The sequence below is a fragment of the Roseococcus sp. GW821-FHT12F05 genome, from assembly GCF_058806835.1.
The window spans coordinates 384,865-403,649 of sequence record NZ_JBXAQB010000003.1; the positions used below are offsets into that span (position 1 = coordinate 384,865).

The window sequence follows — 18,785 nt, forward strand, 5'->3', positions numbered from 1 at the left end:
CTAAACCTGTCACCGAGTTTCGGAGACGGGAATGTTCGGGCAATCCATCCGGCGCCTTGAGGACGAGCGTTTTCTGACCGGCCGCGGGCACTACGTGGATGACCGCGAGATGGCGCCGGGCACCCTGCAGGCCGTCTTCCTGCGCAGCCCGCACGCGCATGCGCGGATTCTCTCGATCGACACCGCGGCGGCGCGGGCGGTGCCCGGCGTGCACCTGATCCTGACCGGCGGGGACCTCGCGGCGGCGGGGATCGGCAATATCCCCTGCCATTCCGTGATCGCCTCGGAGAAGCCGCTCATCATCCCGCCGCGGCCCGGCCTCGCGACGGATGCCGTGCGGTTCGTGGGCCAGCCGGTGGCCTGCATCCTCGCCGAGACCCTGGAGCAGGGCCAGGACGCGGCCGAGCTGATCGAGGTGGACTACGACCCGCTGGATGCGGTGAGCTGCCCGCATGCGGCGCTGCGGCCGGAGGCGCCGCAGCTGCACGAGGAAGCGCCGGGCAACCTGGCCTTCCGCTGGCAGAAGGGCGATGCCGAGGCGGTGAAGTCCGCCTTCGATGCCGCCGCGACGGTGGTAACAGCGACCATCCCCAACCCGCGCGTGACCTGCGCGCCGATCGAGACGCGGGCGGCGCTGGCGCTGGTGGAGGAGGGGCTGCTCACCCTCCACTGCAACGGCCAGAACCTGCATGCGATCCGCAGCCAGATCTGCGCCGCCATGGGCATCGCCCCCGAGACGCTGCGGCTGGTGGCGCCCGATGTCGGCGGCGGCTTCGGCGTGAAGAACGTCTCCTTTCCCGAGCATCTCTCGCTGCTGCACGCGACGCGCGTCCTGGGCCGTCCGATCCGCTGGATGGCCGCCATGACCGAGGATTTCTCCGCCGCCGCGCATGGCCGCGGCCTGCACGCCGAGGCGGCGCTGGCGCTGGATGCGGATGGCCGGTTCCTGGCGCTGAAGGTGGAGGCCGTGGCCGAGCTTGGCGCCTATCTCTCCGGCAGCGGGCCGGCCTGCCCGACCAATGCTGCCTCCACGGCCATGGGCGGCTGCTACGCCATCCCGGCGATCCACTATGCCGTGCGCGGGGCCTTCAGCAACACCGCGCCCATGGAGGCGTATCGCGGGGCCGGCAAGCCGGAATCCAACTTCATCATCGAGACGATGATCGAGATGGCGGCGAAGCAGATCGGCATGGACGCCCAGGCGATGCGCGCGAAGAACCTGATCGCGGCGCTGCCCTATCGCACGGCGCTCGGCATGGAGATCCGCGACGGCGATTTTTCGGCGCGGCTGGACGAATGCGCCCGCCTCGCCGATCGCGCGGGCTTCGCCGCCCGCCGGGCCGAGAGCGCCGCCCGTGGCCGTCGCCGTGGCTTCGGCCTCACCTGCTTCCTCGAGACCGCGCGCGGCGCGCCGGGCGAGTGGTCGCGGCTGCGCGTCGACGCGGAGGGCAGGGTCGAGCTCGCCATCGGCACGCAGTCGAACGGGCAGGGGCACGAGACTAGCTTCCCGCAATACATCGCCCACCTGCTCGACATCCCCATGGACACCATCCGCTACGTCCAGGCCGACACCGGCCTGATCCCGCGCGGCAACGGCCATGGCGGCGCGCGCAGCCTGCACATGGGCGGCGAGGCGATGCGGCTGGCGGCCGGCGCGCTGCTCGCCCAGGCCCGCAGCGTCGCCGCGCGGCTGCTCCAGGCCACGCCCGAGGCGCTGCACTATGCCGAAGGGCGCTTCGGCCTCGCCGACGGGCGCGGCCTGACGCTGGCGCAACTCGCCGCCGAGGAGGGCGGGCTGGAGGGCGAGGCGGCGCATGCGCTCGACCTCGTGACCTTCCCCAACGGCGCCCATGCCGCCGAGGTGGAGCTCGACCCCGAGACCGGCGAGACCCGGCTGCTCTCCTACATCGCCGTGGACGACTACGGCCGGCTGCTGAACCCCATGCTGGCGCGCAGCCAGGTGCAGGGCGGCGTGGTGCAGGGGATCGGCCAGGCGCTGATGGAGCGCATCGCCTACGACCCTGAAAGCGCGCAGCTCCTGTCCGCGGGCTTCATGGACTACGCGATGCCGCGCGCCTCCGACCTGCCGGATATCGACATCCACCTGCGCGAGGACACCCCGACCGAGGCGAACGGGCTCGGCGTGAAGGGGACGGGGCAGGCGGGCTGCATCGCCGCGCCGCAGGCCATCATGGCGGCGCTGAGGGATGCGGTCGGGGGGGATATCACCATGCCGGCGACGCCGGAGAAGATCTGGCGGGCGCTGCAGTAGCGAGAGGGGCTCCGCCCCTCTCGCGCTCTCCCCGCCAGGGGCCATTGAGCCCCTGGACCCCAGCACATCAGCGCGCGGGCGGGGCGCCCGGGCCGGGGCCGAGCTCGCGCGACATCAGCACGGTGTCGAGCCATTGCTCGTGCTTCCAGCCGATGGCCGGGATGATGCCGACATGCTTGAAGCCGGCCGCCGCGTGCAAGCCGATCGAGGGGGCATTCGCGCTGTCGCCGATCACGGCCACCATCAGGCGGAAGTCGCGCGCGGCGCATTGCTCGATCAGCGCATCCAGCAGGGCCTTGCCGGCGCCGCGCCGCACGCCGCCGGGACGGACATAGACGCTGTTCTCCACCGTGAAGCGATAGGCCGGGCGCGGGCGATAGGCCGTCGCATAGGAATAGCCGAGGACCTCGCCCTCATGCTCGGCGACGAGATGCGGATAGCCGCCCTCCAGCACGGCCAGGCGGCGGCGGGCCATCTCCTCCTCCGTGGGCGGCGAGAGCTCGAAGCTGGCGCGGCCATGCGTCACCCAATGGGCGTAGATGGCGGTGATGGCGGGGATGTCGGACTCGACGCTGTCTCTGATCTGCATGACCTGCGGATAGCGCGGAATTTCCGGTTCGGACATCCGGATGAGTGACGGCTTTGTCCTTGCGCTCGCATGGAAAATCACGCTTTGACAGTTGGTTAAGGATTGCTACCTATGCGAGCAAAGGCGCTGGGGATTTCGCGTGGACTGGTTCAGGAAGCTCGGGCGGCGGGAAAATTCCGTTTCGGAGCCGCAGCAGGTGGCGCCCCGCTATGGGGTGCAGGGGTTTGCCGAAAGCGCGGCGCCGTTCCAGGCGCCGTCCCGGCCTGTGCGGCCGCCGCCCATCGCCGACGAGGTCGAGACGGAGGCCGAACCCGAGCGGCGGCCCTTCGCCTCCATCGGTCCCCAGGGCCATCGCGGCCGCATGCGGGAGAAGCTGCTGGAGCGCGGCCCGGACGCGCTCGCCGATTACGAGCTGCTGGAGATGCTGCTCTTCTTCGCCTTCAAGAACGGCGACACCAAGCCGCTGGCCAAGCGCCTCATCAACGAGCATGGCAGCTTCGCCCGGGTGATGGCCGCGCCGGCGGCGAAGCTGCTGGAGAGCCAGGGGCTCGGGCCGCACAGCGTCGCCGCGCTGAAGCTGGTCCAGGCGGCGGCGCTGCGGATGATGCAGGCCGAGGTCGCCGAGCAGCCGGTGCTGAACAACTGGGACCGGCTGATCGGCTATCTCAACGCGGCGCTGGCGCGCGAGAAGGTGGAGCAGTTCCGAGTGCTGTTCCTCGATCCCAAGAACCGGCTGATCGCGGACGAGGCGCAGGCGCGCGGCACGGTGAACCACACGCCGGTCTATCCGCGCGAGGTGGTGAAGCGCGCGCTGGAGCTGCATGCGACGGCGCTGATCCTGGTCCATAACCATCCTTCGGGGGATCCGACGCCCAGCCGCGCGGATCTGGAGATGACGCGGCAGATCCAGGATGCGGCGGCGGTGCTGGAGATCGTGGTGCACGACCACCTGATCCTGGGCAACGGCCGCCATACGAGCTTCCGGCGCGAGGGCCTGTTATAGGGTCCAGGGACTTGTAGTCCCTGGCGGGGGGAGTGCGAGGGGGGCGGAGCCCCTCTCGCTACGCGCTGGCCAGCAGGATCACGCCTGCGGCGATGAGTCCGATGGCCGCGATCTTCTGTGTTCCCAAGGCCTCGCCGAAGAACCACCATCCGATCGCGGCGATGACGACGTAGCTCGCCGCGGTGCAGGGCAGTGCCACGCTCATCGGGATTTTCCGCAGCGCCGCGATGTAGAGCATCGCGCCGCTCCCGTAGAAGCACAGCCCGAGCAGTGTCTGCCATCGCAGCATCTGCTCGATGAAGCCGGCGCCGTTCAGGGTGGTGGCGCCGGCCTTCAGGAAGACCTGCCCCACCAGCGAGGAGCAGATGGCGGCGGCGAGCGCGATCCAGTGGATCATCATTCGTGCGTCGCCGTCTCGCGCGGGCGGACCACTTCGCGCACCACGCCCTGGGGCTTGCCGTTGGCCGAGAGGAAGGCGCGGCCGACATACTCGCCCATCACCCCGAGGATCAGGAACTGCACGCCGGCGATGAGCAGCATCAGCGTCATGCTGGAGGCCCAGCCGGAGGGCGTGTCGCGGAGGAAGGCCTCGACGATGACGAAGATCGCGAGGATGAAGCCCAGCGCGCCCATGCCGGCGCCGGCGAAGATCGCGAGGCGCAGCGGCAGCACGGAGAAGTTGGTCGCGAGGTTCAGCCAGAGCCGGATCAGGCGGCGCATCGTGTAGTTCGACTTGCCCTCCTCGCGCGCGTAGTGCGCGACCTCGATGGAGGCGATGCGCTGCGTCACCTGCATGATGAGGCCGTCGATATAGGGATAGGGGCCGGAATACTTCGTGACCTCCTTCACCACCAGCGCGCTCATGCAGCGGAAGGAGGAGAGGTAGAGGCCCTTGGGCTTGTCCATGAGCTGGTCGGCGACCCAGTTGGCGAAGCGGGAGCCCAGGTTGCGCCAGCCCTCGTGCTCCTTCTTGGCGTAGCGCGTGTAGACCACGTCCCAGCCGCCGAGGCGGGCGTGGTCGTAGAGGCGGATGACCTCCTCGGGCGGGTTCTGCAGGTCGTCGTCCATGTTGATGACATAGGCGCCGCGGGCCTGGCGCAGGCCGGTCATCACGGCGTTGTGCTCGCCGAAGTTGCGGGCGTGCTCGATGTAGGTGAGGGGGACCGTGGCGGTCTCGGCCAGGCGGCGGCAGACGTCGCCGCTGTCGTCCGGGCTGCCGTCGTTCACCAGGATGATCTCGATGCCGCCGGCCGGACGCAGGACGGAGAGCGCCTCGACGAGGCGGCCGACCGTGGAGGCGCCGCGATAGACGGGCACGACGATGGTCAGGCCGACGGGATAGTCTTCGGGGTTCATGGGCGGCTTTCGGAACGGATGGCGGTGGTGATGAGCGAGCCGCCGGCGGGGAAGCGGAGGCCGGCGCGCAGCAGCCCTGCCTCCAGCCGGCAGATGGCGAGGAGGCTGGCGTCCAGCCAGGCGGGGTAGGGCGTCACGTCGGAGGCCGCCTCGTCGTGGCTGGCCAGGACCTTGCGCTGCAGGACCATGAGCGGCAGCAGCAGGCTGTTCCAGTGGCGCGGGTCGGGCGCCGTGAAGCCGGCGGATTCCAGCAGGGACCGGGTGCCGGACCGCTCGAAGCGGCGGGCGTTGTGCACCCGGACGTCGTGCGCGGATTTCAGCCATTCATGGCCGGGCAGGTTCAGCACCAGCAGGCCGCCGGGGCGCAGCACGCGGTGGAACTCGGCGAGGGCCTCGGAGGGCTCGACGCCGGCATGGCAGATGACGTCGAGGCTGGTGACCGCGTCGAAGCAGGCTTCCGGAAACGGGAGGGCGTTCACCGTGCCGCAGGCGATGTGCACGCCGGCCTTGGCGGCGGCACGGGCGGCGGCGCCTTCGGCGTATTCCAGGCCGTAGAGCCCGGCCGCCGGCCGTGCCCCGCGCAGGCGCGCGAGAAATCCGCCGGTGCCGCAGCCGGCATCGAGCACGCGCGCATCCGCCGGCAGGGGTTCCAGCGCGCGCAGGGCATGGCCATGCATGGCGCGGTACCACCACATCCGGTCCTCGACCGCGTCCATCAGGGCGTATTCGGCAGCGTCCACGGAGGTGTTCTCGACTCCCGAAGCGGCGGCTGCAAGTCATCCTTGCGTCGGAAGCGGGGCAGATCGCCCGGAAAGCGCCGCAATGGCATTGCAAGGAGGGGAGGAAGGCGGCACCACCGCCCGCCAACCACCCGACAGAGCGATGCCGCCGCCAGATCACAGCCCGGCCAATGTGCCGGCCGCATCGCTCGCGCGGGCGGTACTTCCGCCTTCGCAGGGCCGGTGGCTGTTGTGGTCGCTGGCGGCGCTGCCCGGCGTCCTCTTCCTCGCGATCGTGCTCTCGCCGCCGATGAACCACGATGTGGCGGCGGTCCTCGACTTCTCGATGCGCTGGCGGAACGGCGAAATGCTGTTCCGCGACCTCATCGACATGAACCCGCCGCTGATCTTCCTGCTCACCCGCGGCGCCGTGGCGGCGGGGAGCGCGGTCGGGGCCGGGCCGATCCCCTCCGTCCTGGCGGGGGCCCTGGCCGTCTGCGCGCTGGGCGCCGGGCTGGCCCTGTGGCTGCGGCGCGGCCTTGCGGCGGCGCCGATCGAGGCGGCCTGCCTCACCGTCGGCCTGCCGCTCATCCTGCTGACGGCGGGCTACGACTTCGCCCAGCGCGAGCACCTCATGCTCGCGGCCTCGCTGCCTTACCTCGTGCTGGCGGCCCGCCGCGCCGAGGGTGTGCCCACGTCGCTGGTCCTGTCCCTGGCCGCGGCGCTGCTGGCGGCGGTCTTCCTCGCGCTCAAGCCGCATTTCCTGGCCATACCGGCGCTGGTCGAGCTCTACGTGCTTCTGCGCGTGGGTCTGCGCGCGGCCCTGCGCGACCCGGTGCCCTGGGCCATGGCCGCACTCTGGCTGGCCTATCTCGCCCTGATCCGCTGGGGCTTTCCCGACTATCTGGACTTCGCGCTGCCGCTGGCGCTGGCCTACTACCACAGCCCGGCCAGCCTCTCGGAGATCCTGCTGAACGAGCGCATGGCGCCGGCGCTGCTGCTCATCCTGCCGGCCGCCTTCCTCGCCCTCCGCCATCCGCGGGGGCTGGCGCCCACGCTCGCGCTCGCGGGCCTCGGCGCGGTGGCGGCGGCGCTCGAGCAGGGGCGCGGCTGGTCCTACCACGTCATGCCCTTCAAGCTGCTGGGAGGGCTGCTGGCGGTTCTGCTCGTCGCGCGCTGGCTGGACGCGAACCTGCGGGACGGCCGCCGTCAGGCTCCCGCCATCGCCGCCCTCGCGGCCGGCTTCCTGGCGCTCCAGGGGCTGCTGAACCCCGAGACCTGGCGCGCCGCGGGCTTCGAGCGTTCCTGGCCCGGCGCGATCACCGCCGAGGTCCGCCGCATCGCCGAGGGCGGGCGCGTCCTCGTCCTCTCGCCGGACATCCACCCCGTTTTCCCCGCGCTCAACTACGCGCACGCGCTCTCGACCCTCCCGACCATGAACGAATGGCTCGTCCAGGCCGCCAACCAGCAGTGCCCGCCCAACGGCGCCCGCTACCGCGAGCCGGCCGAGATGGGGCCGGGCGAGCGCCTGGTCTGGGACCGGGTGACGCGCGACTTCGTGCAGCACCCGCCGGAGGCGCTGATGGTCGCCCGCCACACGGCCATCCCCTATTGCGGCGGCGACTTCGACAATCTCGAATATTTCGGCCGCGATCCCGGCTTCGCGGCCACCCTCCGGCGCTATCGCCAGACCGCTGACTTCGCCGGCTACCGCTTCTTCCGACGCGAGGACCCATGACCCACCAGGACTATGTCGGCCGCACCGAGACCTACGAGGATCGCCTCGACCCGCGCCTCGTCGAGGGCCTGGCCGCCACGCTCGACCGTGACGTGCCCCAGGACGAGATCCCGCCGCTCTGGCACTGGATGCTCTTCCAGGACTGGCGCCGGCCCGAGGGCATCGGCCCCGACGGCCATCCGAAGCGCGGCGGCTTCCTGCCGCCCGTGCATGACCTGCCGCGCCGCATGTGGGCCGGCGGACGGCTCGAGTTCACCTCCAACGGCCTGCGCGCCGACGATGTGGTGCGCCGGCGCTCCACCATCACGGCGGTGTCCGAGAAATCCGGCGGCTCCGGCCGGCTCGTCTTCGTGACGGTGAAGCACGAGATCAGCGGCCCGGCCGGCCCCGTGCTGCACGAGGAGCAGGACATCGTCTATCGCGGCGCCGAGGGCGCGGCGGTGCGCGCCGGCGAGGCCGCGCCGGACTTCGCCGCCGATGCGCAGCTCGATCTGGTGCCGGACGCCCTGATGCTGTTCCGCTACTCCGCCCTCACCGGTAACGGCCATCGCATCCATTACGACTTCCCCTACGTCACGCAGGAGGAGGGCTATCCCGGCCTCGTCGTCCATGGCCCGCTGCAGGCGACCTTCCTCGCGCAGACCATCCTGGACGCCGCGCCCGGCCTGCGGCTGGTCCGCTTCGCCTTCCGCGGCCGCCGCCCCGCCTTCGCCGGCAATCCGCTGACCGTGCTGGCCCGCGTCGAGGGCGACCGGGCCGTGGCCGAGACCCGCGACGGCACGGGCGCCGTCTGCATGCAGGCCGAGGCCGTCCTTGGCTGAACCTCCGCTGGAGCATGATCGAAGGCGGAACGCCGGAGACGTGAATCATCCCCCCGACAAAGCCCCACGGGATGAGTAGCGAGCGGACGCGAGCGGATCAGCCCGTGGGCCGGTCAACGAGCGGCGAGGCGGCGGTCCGTGGCCTTGCCATCGCGCTGGGCGGCTTCGTCATCATCACCCTCGCCGATGTCGCCATCAAATACGCGCTGCCGACCATCGGCGTCGCCGGCGCGCTGCTCTGGCGCGGCGCCGCGGGCAGCATCTCCGTGGTCATCCTCTCGCGCGGACGTGGGCTGGTCCCGCGCAATATCAAGCTCATCCTCGCGCGATCCTTCCTGCACTGCAGCCTCTCCATCCTCTGGTACGTCGTCTGGCTCTCCGGCTACGCGCTGGCGGATTCCTACGCGATCGCCGCCGTCGCGCCGCTGCTCATGACTTTGCTCGCCATCCCCATGCTGGGGGAGCGTGTAGGCTGGCGCCGCTGGACCTCCTGCGGCGTCGGCTTCATCGGCGTGCTGGTCATGCTCCAACCCGGCGGCGATCTCTGGCGCTGGGATACCGGCCTGCTGCTGATCGCCGTCCTCGGCATGGCGGTCAGCCGGATCTGGACGCGTGTCCTCGCCGCGACCGACACCCCCACCACCATCGCCTTCTGGCTGATGCTGGCGCACATCCCGTTGGGCCTGGCGGTCCTGCCGGTCTCCGCCCTCTGGCCGCCCACAGGGCAGCCGGACATCTTCCCCTCCACCGGCCTGTTCCTGCTGCTCTGCTTCTTCGGCGCCTCCAACGCGATCGCCCATCTGGCCTTCTCCCGCGGCTATGCGCTGGCGAGCGTGGCGACGCTGGCGCCGCTGGAATACACGCCGCTGCTCTGGGGCCTGGCGCTGGGCTTCCTGATCTTCGGCGAGGTGCCCGCCTGGACCACGCTATCAGGCGCGCTGATCGTCATCGCCGCCGGGATTTACAACGTCCATCGCGAGCGTGTGCGCCGGGCCGAGGAAAGGGCGATGCATGCCGCTGAGGCATGACGCGCGGCGAGGCGCGCTGCTCATGCTCGCCGCGACAGCGCTCTTCACCATCATGGGCGCGCTGATCAAGCTGATCGGCGACCGCATCCCCTTCTTCGAGATCATGTTCTTCCGCAGCCTGCTCGCGGTGCCGATCGTGCTCGCCATCGTCTTCCGCCTGGGCAATCCGCAGCTCGCCACCCAGCGCCTGCCGGCGCACGTCCTCCGCGCCGTGACCGGCACCTCGGCGATGGCCTGCTCCTTCTTCTCGCTGACGGTGCTGCCCTTCGCCGAGCAGACGGCGCTCACCTACACGACGCCGATCTTCGCGACGCTGCTGGCCATCCCCTTCCTCGGCGAGCGCGTGGGCATCCACCGCTTCGGCGCCGTCGGCCTCGGCTTCCTCGGCGTGCTGGTGATCGCGATGGGGCAGGGGGCCTTCGGCGGGCAGATCGACCCCTGGATCGCCTTCGGCATGTCGCTCGCCACCATCCACGGCGTCTTCTCCGCCACGACGACCCTGCTGGTGCGCAGCCTTTCCGGCACCGAGCGCTCGACCACCATCGTGCTGTGGCAATCGCTGCTGACCACGGCCCTCACCGGCCTCGCGCTGCCCTTCGTCTGGGTGACGCCGGGCTGGGAGGTCTTCCTGATCCTGCTGGCCATCGGCGGCGTGGGCGGCGTCGCGCAGGTCATGCTCACCGAGGCCTATGCCAGCGCGCAGGTCTCCTCGCTCGGCGCCTATTCCTACACGGGCATCCTCTGGGCGGTGCTGCTGGGCTGGGTCTTCTTCGGCGAGCGTCCGGGCCTGTTCACGTTCCTGGGCGCGGGGTTGATCGTCGCCGCCGCCCTCTACATCCTGCGGCGCGAGATGATCCGTGCCGCCCAGAAGAAGTCAGGAGCCAGGCCTTGAACATTCCCTTCCGGCGCGAGGACGCGCTGGCGCCCGGCGACGTCGAGACCATCGCCCCCGGCGTGCGCCGCGTGCTCTGCGGCAATCCCAGCGCCTTCACCTTCCGCGGCACCAACACCTACCTGATCGGCACCGGCAGCAGCGTCGCGGTGCTGGACCCGGGCCCGATCGACGACGCGCATCTCGCCGCGATCCTGGCCGCCACCAGCGGGGAGACGATCACGCAGATCCTCGTCTCGCACACGCATCGCGACCATTCGCCCGGCGTGGCGCCGCTGAAGAAGATCACCGGCGCCACGACCTACGGCTACGGCCCGCACGCCACGCCCGGCGAGGGCGGCGACCACAGCTTCATCCCCGAGATCCGCCTCGCCGACGGCGAGACCGCCGACATCGGCGGCCGTCCCGTCACCGCGCTCTTCACGCCGGGTCATTGCGGCAACCACCTCTGCTTCGCGCTGGAGGGCACCGGCATCCTCTTCAGCGCCGACCACGTGATGAGCTGGTCCACCAGCGTCGTCAGCCCGCCCGACGGCAACATGCGCACCTACATGGCGAGCCTGGGAAAGCTCCGTGCGCGCGAGGGCATCGACACGCTCTACCTCCCAGGCCACGGCCCGCGCCTGCCGGATCCGATGCCCTTCCTCGACGGCCTCGCCCTGCATCGACAGAAGCGCGAGGCCCGCATCGTGGCCGCGCTGCGCGAGCACGGGCCTTCCACCGTCGAGGCGCTGGTCGGGCCGGTCTATGGGCCGCTCGATCCGAAGCTCGTCGCCGCCGCGGGACGCAGCATGCTGGCGCAGCTCATCATGCTGGAGGAGGAGGGTGCCGCGAGCAGGGACGGCGAGATCTGGAAGCTCCACTGAGCGGTTCCTGGGGTTACGAATCCTCAATGGTTTGAGCCGGTGACGCTGCTGCCGAGGTGATGCGGCGCCGGGGCGTTCCGGCCATCGCCCTTGTTTCCGGGCCCCCGGAGCGCCGGATCGGGCGGCGTCCTGCCCTGGCGCGGCCGGACCTGTTAGTCCTGCGGGCCGGATCGCGGCGCCCTCCCGGCTTGCGCCGCGCGCGGCGCGTGCTCAGATAGCGCCGCGCCCCGCCGGGCGCGACCGGAGACCGTCCCTCATGAGCCAGCGCTTCATCCCCGCCACCTTCCTCCGCGGCGGCTCCTCCAAGGGCGTGTTCTTCCACGCGAAGGACGTGCCTTCCGATCGCACCGAGCTCGATCCGCTCCTGCTGGAGGTGCTGGGCTCGCCCGATCCCTATGGGCGGCAGCTCGACGGCATGGGCGGCGGCATCTCCTCGCTGTCGAAGGGCGTGATCATTGGCCCGCCGACGCATCCCGACGCCGATGTCGACTACACCTTCGCGCAGGTCGTGGTGGACAAGCCGGTCGTCGACTGGAAGGGGAATTGCGGGAACCTGTCCTCGGCGGTGGGGCCCTTCGCGGTGGACACGGGCCTCGTCAGCGTTCCCGACGGCGAGGCGCTGGTCCGCATCCACCAGGTGAACACGAAGAAGATCATCCACGCGCGCTTCCCCGTGCGGAACGGCAAGGCGGAGGTGAAGGGCGACTACGCCATCGCCGGCGTCTCCGGCACCGGCGCGCGCATCCGGCTCGACTTCCTGAGCCCCGGCGGCACCCAGACCGGCGCGCTGCTGCCCACCGGCCAGGTGGTGGACGAGATCGAGGGCTTCGCCTGCACGCTGATCGACGCGGCCAATCCCTCGGCCTTCTTCGCCGCAGCCGATTTCGGCCTGACCGGCGAGGAGAGCCCGGACGAGATCGAGGCTACCCCCGGGCTGATGGCGCGGCTCGACGCGCTGCGGCGGCTGGCGGGCGTGCGCATGGGACTGGCCGAAAGCCCGGAGAAGATCGGGCTCGCCCTGCCGCGCATCGCACTCGTGGCGCGGCCCGGCAGCCCCCGGCTGCTCGACGGGACGGTGCTGGCGCCGGACAGCCACGATATCCAGATCCGCATGCTCTCCATGGAGCGCGTCCACCGCGCGGTGCCGCTGACCGGCGCGCTGGGGCTGGCCTGCGCCTGCAAGATCTCGGGCAGCCTGCCGGCGAGCCTCACGGGCGTGCTGCCGCGCGCGGACGAGATCCGCGTGGCGCAGCCCAGCGGCATGCTGGCCGTGGGCGCGGAGGTCCGGCAGGACAACACCGGCTGGCACGCGGAATCGGCGGTGGTCTACCGGACCGCGCGCACGCTGATGGTGGGCGCGGTCGCCGTCCGCGAGTAGCGCTCAGGCGGCCTTGCGCAGACCGACCTCGGGCAGCAGCGGCCGCTTCGCCAGCGCCGCCGCCATGATCGTCTCCACATGCGCCTTGTCGGCGCCCCGCAGCTCCAGCCGCGGCGGGCGCGTGAGGTAGGTCCCGCGACCCATGATGTGCTCGCAGAGCTTGATGCATTGCACGAGGTCCGGCCGGGCATCGAGGTGCAGCAGCGGCATGAACCATTCGTAGAGCGGCATGGCCTCGGCGAGCCGGCCCTGGCGCGCGAGGCGGAACAGCGTCTCGCCCTCGCGCGGGAAGGCGTTGGACATACCGGAGACCCAGCCCACGGCGCCCATCGCGACCGACTCCACCACCACGTCGTCGAGGCCGGCGAAGAGCACGAAGCGCTCGCCCACCTGGTTGCGCAGGTCGATGAAGCGGCGCGTGTCGCCCGAGGATTCCTTGAAGCAGACGACCGTGTCGCAATCGGCGAGCGAGGCCAGGATGTCGGGCGTGACGTCGTTCTTGTAGATGGGCGGGTTGTTGTAGACCATCACCGGCACGTCGGTGGCGGCGGCGACGGCGCGGAAATGCGCGGCCGTCTCGTGCGGCTTGGACGAGTAGACGAGGCAGGGCATCACCATGATGCCGTCGAGGCCGATGCGCTGCGCCTCCTTGGCCATCTCGATGGCGAAGACGCTGGTGAACTCGGCGATCCCCGCGATGACGGGGACGCGGCCGGCGGCGGTGGCCTTGGCCATCTCCATCAGCGCGATCTTCTCGTCCTTCGAGAGCGAGCAGTTCTCGCCGACCGTGCCGCAGATGATGAGGCCGGAGACGCCGTCGCGGATGAGGGCGTCGATGACGCGGGAGGTGGCGTCGAGGTCGAGGGAGAAGTCGGGGCGGAACTGGGTGGTGACGGCGGGGAAGACGCCCTCCCAGGTGATGCGTGCTGGCATGGATTTGCTCCTTGTCTGTTGGAATCCAGGGGCTCTGCCCTTGGACCCCGGCAAGAACCTCAGGTTCTTGCATCTCCGATCAGTTTTAGGGTCCAGGGCAAAAAGCCCTGGTGGGGGGAGCGCGAGGGGGGGCAAAGCCCCTCTCGCTTACGCGAGGCTGGCGCCGACCCGCCGCATCTCCGCGAGCACCGGCGCGCGCTCCAGCCAGATCTTGTCGAAGTCGCGCACCGCGGCGTCGGTGTCGCCGGCGGCCACGGGGCGGATGGGGATCGGCGCGCCGCGGAAGTTCTCGATGATGCCAGGCTCGTCCGCCACGAGCTCGGCGATCTGCTGGTCCAAGTTGGACTTGATCAGGCGCGTGATGATCTCCTTGTCCGCCGCCGGCAGCCCGGCCCAGACGCGGCCGGAGACGAGCGCAGCCACCGGCATGAACTGCGCGTTCATACCCAGGATCACCTTGGAGACGCGGTCGAAGCGCTGGTTCCAGGAGAAGGCCAGATCGGCTTCCAGGCCATCCACCTGTCCGTTGGTCATGGCGTCGAAGACGGCCGGTGTCGGGATGGGCGTCGGCGCCGCGCCGAGGGCCGTGTAGAAATCGCGGAAGGTGGGCGAGGGGATGGTGCGGATCTTCAGGCCGCGCACCTCGGACAGCGACGAGATGTCCTTGGTCGCGAACATCACGCGCATGCCTGTGATGCCCCAGGCCAGGCCGACCGTGCCGGTCTCGCGTGGCAGCAGCTCGAAGAGGCCGGTGGCGACGGGTGTCTTCACGAACTGACCGACCTGTGCGGTGGTGCGCACGACCCAGGGCGCGGTGATGGCGGCGATGGCCGGCACGCGCGAGCCGAGCTCGGCGGCCATGATCCAGCCCATGTCGAGCGCGCCGGACTGCATCTGCTGCAGCATCGCCGCCTCGCTGCCGAGCTGTCCCGCATGGAAGACGGTGAGGGAGAGGCGGTTGCTGGTGGCCGCCTTCAGCTGCTCGCCGAAGCGGAGCGCGGTGAGGTTCCAGGGGTGGCCCGGCGGCGTGAGGATGCCGAGGCGCATCTCGCGCGCCTGAGCCAGGGCGAGGCTGGGGGATGCGAGCGGCAGCGCGGCCCCGAAGGCGAGTGCATGGCGGCGGGTGAGGGTCATCTTCAGGGGGCTCCTTATTTGATGAGGGCCGTGGACAGCCACGGGAAGATCGAGAGCAGGACGAGCAGGACGCAGGCGGCGAAGAAGAAGGGCAGCGTCACGAGAAACATCTTTCCCGGCTTCGCGCCCGTCACGGCCGCTGCGACGAAGAGGCAGAGCCCGACCGGCGGCGAGAGCAGGCCCAGCACAAGGTTCACCACGACCACCACGCCGAAGTGACGCGGGTCGATGTGGTACACGTCGGTGGCGATGGGCAGCAGGATCGGCACGGTCATGATGAGGCCGGGCACGCCGTCGATTACCGTGCCGATGACCAGCAGGATCACGTTCACCAGCAGCATGAAGCTGATCGGTCCGGTGGCCACGGACTGCACCCAGGCGGCGGCGGCCTGCGGCACGCGGCCATAGACCAGCACCCAGGAGAAGACACTGGCGGCAGCGACGAGGAAGAGCACGATGGCCGAGTAGATGCCGGCCCGCAGCAGCATGTGCGGGAGCTGGTCCCACGTCATCTCGCGCGTCCAGTAGCGGCCGATGAGCGCTGCGGCCAGCGCGCCGACGGCGGCCGATTCCGTGGGGTTGGCGACGCCGCCCAGGATGGAGCCGATGATGACGATGGGAATCAGCAGCGTGGGCGCCGCGTCGAGGATCACGCGGACGCGCTCGCGCGCCGTCATGCGCTCGCCCTGCGGGTAGTTGTAGACGTAGCCCATCAGCGCGATCACGCCGCAGAAGGCAACCGTCAGAAGCACGCCGGGGATGATGCCCGCCACCAGCATGTCTGACACGCCGACCTGCGCGAGCACGCTGTAGACCACGAACATGATGGAGGGCGGGATGATCGGGCCGAGCATGCCGGCATAGGCTGTGAGGCCCGCGGCGAAGGTCTTGTCGTAGCCCTTGCGCTCCATTTCCGGGACCATGAGCTGCGCCATGATCGCGACCTGCGCCGTCGCCGAGCCCAGGATCGAGGAGACGATCATGTTGGCGATGACGTTGACGTAGGCCAGCCCGCCCTTCAGCCGCCCGATGAAGGCCATGGCGAGCTGGATGATGCGCTGCGTGATGCCGCCGCCGTTCATGATCTCGCCGATCAGGATGAAGAGCGGGATGGCGATGAGCCCGTAGCTGTCCACGCCGCCGAAGAGCTGCATGGGGAAGCTGGCGAAGAGCAGGTGGTTGCCGGTGGCTGCGATGTAGATCATCGCCGCGATGCAGAGGCACATGCCGATCGGCACGCCCAGCAGCAGGATCGCGACGGAGGCGCCGGTGGTGAGCATCAGGCGACGGTCTCGGCGTTGTCGGAAAGGCCCGCGCGCTTCGGGGGAGGGGGCACGAGGCCGAGATCCTCCAGCAGGTTCGCGACGCAATGGACGGAGAGCGTCGCGGCGAAGAGCGGCAGCACGAGGTAGAGCACCCAGTTCGGCCAGTTCAGCGTCTGGGTGTGCTCGGTGTAGATGAAGTTGAAGGTCTCGGCCGCGTAGTCGCGCGCGTCGAAGTTGGCGCTGATGATGCCGACGGGATCGAGCCAGGTCCAGCAGATGCCCAGGAAGCCCAGCGCGAAGAGCAGGACACAGAGCGTGGATAGCGCGCGGGCGGCCTTGGCGGCGCCGGGGCTGAGATATTCGGTCAGCAGCGTCACCGCGAAATCCAGCCGCAGCCGCGTCATGGCCGAGGCGCCGATGAAGGTGAGCCAGACGGTCGTGTAAACCGCCATCTCGTCGATCCAGTAGATGGGCATGCCGCCGTAGCGCGTGGCCACGTTCACCAGGATCAACGCCGTCAGCACCGCCATCAGCCCCGCCACCGCGACGCGCTCGATCCGCAGCAGAGCCTCGGACGCGGAGACGGCCAGCATCGCGGGCCGGCTGGGCTGGGCGAGGACGAGGGGCATGCCGGGCGGGGGCTCCTGGGATGACAGTCCAATCTTCGTAGATTTTATACAATATGCATGTCAACCGGTTTCTGTTACCCTCGCGGCGCGATGTCCGAAGCCCCTCTCAAACACAAGACCCTGGCCGCGGCCGTCCTGGACCGCGTGCGCGAGGACATCCTGCTCGGCCGGCACGAGGCGGGCGAGCAGCTGCGGCAGGACGCGCTGGCCCAGGCCTTCGGCGTGAGCCGCATCCCCGTGCGCGAGGCGCTGCTGCAGCTCGAGGCCGAGGGCTTCGTGCGCATCGTCCCGCACAAGGGCGCCATCGTCTCGGGCATCTCCCAGGACGACCTGAACGACGTCTTCGACCTGCGCGTGCTGCTGGAGCCGCGGCTGTTCGGGCAGGCGATCCCGCTGCTGACCGCCACCGACTTCGTCGAGATCGACGCGCTGCACGTCCGCTTCACGGCCGCCATCGCGGCGCGCGACGTGGTGCAATGGGGCCTGATCAACGCGGACTTCCACGCGCGCCTCTACGCGCCCGCGCCGCTGCCGCGCACCCAGTCGGTGGTCGCGGCCCTGCTGCAGACCAGCGACCGCTACACACGGCTGCAGCTCTCCACTCCCGAGGCCATGGAGCGCGCCCAGCGCGAGCATGCGGAGCTCATCGGGCTGGCGCGGAAGGGGCAGGTGGAGCGCGCCTGCAAGCGCCTCGCCCTGCACATCGAGACCGTGCGCAAGGACCTCGTGAAGGTGCTGGCGCGCGGCACCTGAACGCTTGCGTTGCCCGCCCTCCTCGGGCAGCGTCGCGGAAGAGGCCGATCGAACATGAATCGGCCCGTCGAGGGAGAACAACGCCATGACGAGCCACTCGTCCATGTCCCGCCGGTCGGTGCTTGCCGGCGCCGCCACCTCCGGAAGCCTGCTGATGGCGGGCTCCGGCGCCGAGGCGCAGCCCGCCAAGCCCGCCGAGCTCAAGATCGGCATCACCACCTTCCTCTCCGGCCCCGCCAGCGTCTTCGGCGTCCCCGCCAGGCAGGCGGCGGAGATGCTGACCGACCAGATCAACGCCGAGGGCGGCATTGGCGGCGTGCCGGTCCGCCCCATCTTCGTCGACGAGGGCCCGGGCACGGAGCACCTGGTCGGCGAGTTCCGCCGTCTCGTGCAGTCCGAGGGGGCGCACGTGATCTTCGCCTCCATCTCCTCGGGCTCCTGCCTCGCCTGCACGCCGCTGTCGGACGAGCTGCGCAAGACGACGGTGCTCTGGGACTGCGGCACGCAGCGCATCTTCGAGGAGGGTGCCCACCCCTTCGCCTTCCGCACCCAGGGCTACGGCACGCCCGAGGTGCTGGCGCCGCTGCTCTACCTGCTGAAGCACAAGCCGGACTTCCGGAGCATCGCCGTGATCAACCAGGACTATGCCTGGGGCCGCGATTCCTGGGAGCTCTGGAAGGCGGGGATGGATGCGCTGAAGCCCGGCGTGCGCGTCGTCGCCGAGCTTTTCCCGCGCTTCAACAGCACGGATTTCTCCACCGAGATCACCCGCCTGCTGGCGCTGCGGCCCGACGTCATCCTCTCGACGTCCTGGGGTGGTGAGCTGGTCACGTTGGTGCGCCAGGCCAATGAGCGCCGGCTGTTGGAGCGCTCCACCATGGTGCTGCCCGTCGCGGAGGCCTCGATGCCCTCGCTTGGCCGCACCATGCCGGCGGGCCATATCATCGGCGCGCGCGGCGACCACTGGATCAACCATCCGCGTCCGCGCGACAAGGCCGCGCTGGATCGCTTCACCTCGGCCTACCAGCAGCGCTTCAACCAGCCCAGCATCTACCCCTGCCACCATATGTACCAGGCCTTCTCCGCGCTGCAGGCAGCCTATGCCAAGGCGATCCAGGCCAAGGGCGGCGGCTGGCCGAACGACCAGGAGCTGGCCGCCGCCTTCCGCGGCCTGACCTTCGACACGCCGACGGCCAAGATCACCATCCGCGAGGACGGGCAGGGGCTGGAGGACCAGATCGTCGGCCTCTCCTCGTTCACCAGCGCGTACCCCTATGCGGTGCCGGAGAAGATGATGCTCTATCCCGCCGCCGGCATCAGCGCGCCAGTCGGGCAGAAGAGCGTGGACTGGCTGAAGACGCTCCGCCCGGGGATGGAGAACACCGCCGGCTCGGCGATCTGAGCGGGGG

Annotated in this window: 18 protein-coding genes; 10 read left to right on the forward strand and 8 right to left on the reverse strand. The window is 70.2% G+C overall.

What is annotated here, in order from left to right; translation table 11 throughout:
* Positions 1–31: 31 nt before the first annotated feature.
* A complete protein-coding gene (locus AC1ROY_RS10250) occupies positions 32–2,272 on the forward strand; it encodes a xanthine dehydrogenase family protein molybdopterin-binding subunit (protein ID WP_493148702.1) in 2,241 nt (746 codons plus the stop codon).
* Between the two features lie 67 nt (positions 2,273–2,339).
* On the opposite strand, the gene AC1ROY_RS10255 is transcribed toward AC1ROY_RS10250, so the two are convergent.
* The gene (locus AC1ROY_RS10255) at positions 2,340–2,897 is read right to left on the reverse strand and encodes a GNAT family N-acetyltransferase (RefSeq protein ID WP_493148703.1); all 558 of its coding nucleotides are present in this window, start codon (positions 2,895–2,897) and stop codon (positions 2,340–2,342) included.
* 244 nt (positions 2,898–3,141) lie between these two features.
* On the opposite strand from AC1ROY_RS10255, the gene radC reads away from it, so the two are divergent.
* Entirely contained in the window at positions 3,142–3,864 is a 723-nt protein-coding gene (radC, locus tag AC1ROY_RS10260; protein WP_493149020.1) for a RadC family protein, read from the forward strand.
* 58 nt (positions 3,865–3,922) lie between these two features.
* Here radC and AC1ROY_RS10265 read toward each other — a convergent pair whose 3' ends face one another.
* From AC1ROY_RS10265 to AC1ROY_RS10275, 3 genes are read right to left on the reverse strand one after another with little or no spacing between them, the layout of a single operon-like run.
* Entirely contained in the window at positions 3,923–4,264 is a 342-nt protein-coding gene (locus AC1ROY_RS10265; RefSeq protein ID WP_493148704.1) for a DMT family transporter, read from the reverse strand.
* Positions 4,261–5,220, reverse strand: a complete 960-nt coding sequence (locus tag AC1ROY_RS10270) for a glycosyltransferase family 2 protein (protein ID WP_493148705.1) — start codon at positions 5,218–5,220, stop codon at positions 4,261–4,263. Before AC1ROY_RS10270 ends, AC1ROY_RS10265 begins: the two co-directional genes overlap by 4 nt.
* The gene (locus tag AC1ROY_RS10275) at positions 5,217–5,960 is read right to left on the reverse strand and encodes a class I SAM-dependent methyltransferase (RefSeq protein ID WP_493148706.1); all 744 of its coding nucleotides are present in this window, start codon (positions 5,958–5,960) and stop codon (positions 5,217–5,219) included. The genes AC1ROY_RS10270 and AC1ROY_RS10275 overlap by 4 nt, the downstream gene beginning before the upstream one ends.
* Before the next feature lie 142 nt (positions 5,961–6,102).
* Here AC1ROY_RS10275 and AC1ROY_RS10280 point away from each other — a divergent pair, with 142 nt between their 5' ends.
* From AC1ROY_RS10280 to AC1ROY_RS10305, 6 genes are all read left to right on the forward strand, one after another.
* Complete coding sequence (locus AC1ROY_RS10280; protein WP_493148707.1) at positions 6,103–7,677, forward strand: hypothetical protein; 1,575 nt, start codon at positions 6,103–6,105, stop codon at positions 7,675–7,677.
* Positions 7,674–8,498, forward strand: coding sequence for an HTD2 family dehydratase (locus AC1ROY_RS10285; RefSeq protein ID WP_493148708.1), 825 nt, complete (start codon positions 7,674–7,676; stop codon positions 8,496–8,498). Before AC1ROY_RS10280 ends, AC1ROY_RS10285 begins: the two co-directional genes overlap by 4 nt.
* A gap of 104 nt (positions 8,499–8,602) precedes the next feature.
* On the forward strand, positions 8,603–9,526 hold the full coding sequence (locus tag AC1ROY_RS10290; protein WP_493148709.1) for a DMT family transporter: 924 nt from the start codon (positions 8,603–8,605) through the stop codon (positions 9,524–9,526).
* On the forward strand, positions 9,510–10,418 hold the full coding sequence (locus AC1ROY_RS10295; RefSeq protein ID WP_493148710.1) for a DMT family transporter: 909 nt from the start codon (positions 9,510–9,512) through the stop codon (positions 10,416–10,418). The genes AC1ROY_RS10290 and AC1ROY_RS10295 overlap by 17 nt, the downstream gene beginning before the upstream one ends.
* On the forward strand, positions 10,415–11,284 hold the full coding sequence (locus tag AC1ROY_RS10300) for an MBL fold metallo-hydrolase (protein WP_493148711.1): 870 nt from the start codon (positions 10,415–10,417) through the stop codon (positions 11,282–11,284). The genes AC1ROY_RS10295 and AC1ROY_RS10300 overlap by 4 nt, the downstream gene beginning before the upstream one ends.
* Before the next feature lie 256 nt (positions 11,285–11,540).
* Positions 11,541–12,662, forward strand: coding sequence for a 2-methylaconitate cis-trans isomerase PrpF family protein (locus AC1ROY_RS10305; RefSeq protein ID WP_493148712.1), 1,122 nt, complete (start codon positions 11,541–11,543; stop codon positions 12,660–12,662).
* 3 nt (positions 12,663–12,665) lie between these two features.
* On the opposite strand, the gene AC1ROY_RS10310 is transcribed toward AC1ROY_RS10305, so the two are convergent.
* The 4 genes from AC1ROY_RS10310 to AC1ROY_RS10325 all read right to left on the reverse strand — a co-directional run bounded on the left by AC1ROY_RS10310 (position 12,666) and on the right by AC1ROY_RS10325 (position 16,623).
* On the reverse strand, positions 12,666–13,595 hold the full coding sequence (locus AC1ROY_RS10310) for a dihydrodipicolinate synthase family protein (protein ID WP_493148713.1): 930 nt from the start codon (positions 13,593–13,595) through the stop codon (positions 12,666–12,668).
* A 147-nt stretch (positions 13,596–13,742) separates the two neighbouring features.
* On the reverse strand, positions 13,743–14,729 hold the full coding sequence (locus AC1ROY_RS10315) for a TRAP transporter substrate-binding protein (protein ID WP_493148714.1): 987 nt from the start codon (positions 14,727–14,729) through the stop codon (positions 13,743–13,745).
* Positions 14,730–14,743: 14 nt separating this feature from the next.
* Entirely contained in the window at positions 14,744–16,009 is a 1,266-nt protein-coding gene (locus AC1ROY_RS10320; RefSeq protein WP_493148715.1) for a TRAP transporter large permease, read from the reverse strand.
* Positions 16,009–16,623, reverse strand: coding sequence for a TRAP transporter small permease (locus tag AC1ROY_RS10325; RefSeq protein WP_493148716.1), 615 nt, complete (start codon positions 16,621–16,623; stop codon positions 16,009–16,011). The genes AC1ROY_RS10320 and AC1ROY_RS10325 overlap by 1 nt, the downstream gene beginning before the upstream one ends.
* A 90-nt stretch (positions 16,624–16,713) precedes the next feature.
* On the opposite strand from AC1ROY_RS10325, the gene AC1ROY_RS10330 reads away from it, so the two are divergent.
* A complete protein-coding gene (locus AC1ROY_RS10330) occupies positions 16,714–17,376 on the forward strand; it encodes a GntR family transcriptional regulator (RefSeq protein ID WP_493148717.1) in 663 nt (220 codons plus the stop codon).
* An 85-nt stretch (positions 17,377–17,461) separates the two neighbouring features.
* Positions 17,462–18,778 carry an ABC transporter substrate-binding protein gene (locus AC1ROY_RS10335; protein ID WP_493148718.1) on the forward strand — a complete coding sequence of 439 codons (1,317 nt, stop codon included), beginning with the start codon at positions 17,462–17,464 and terminating at the stop codon, positions 18,776–18,778.
* Positions 18,779–18,785: the final 7 nt, after the last annotated feature.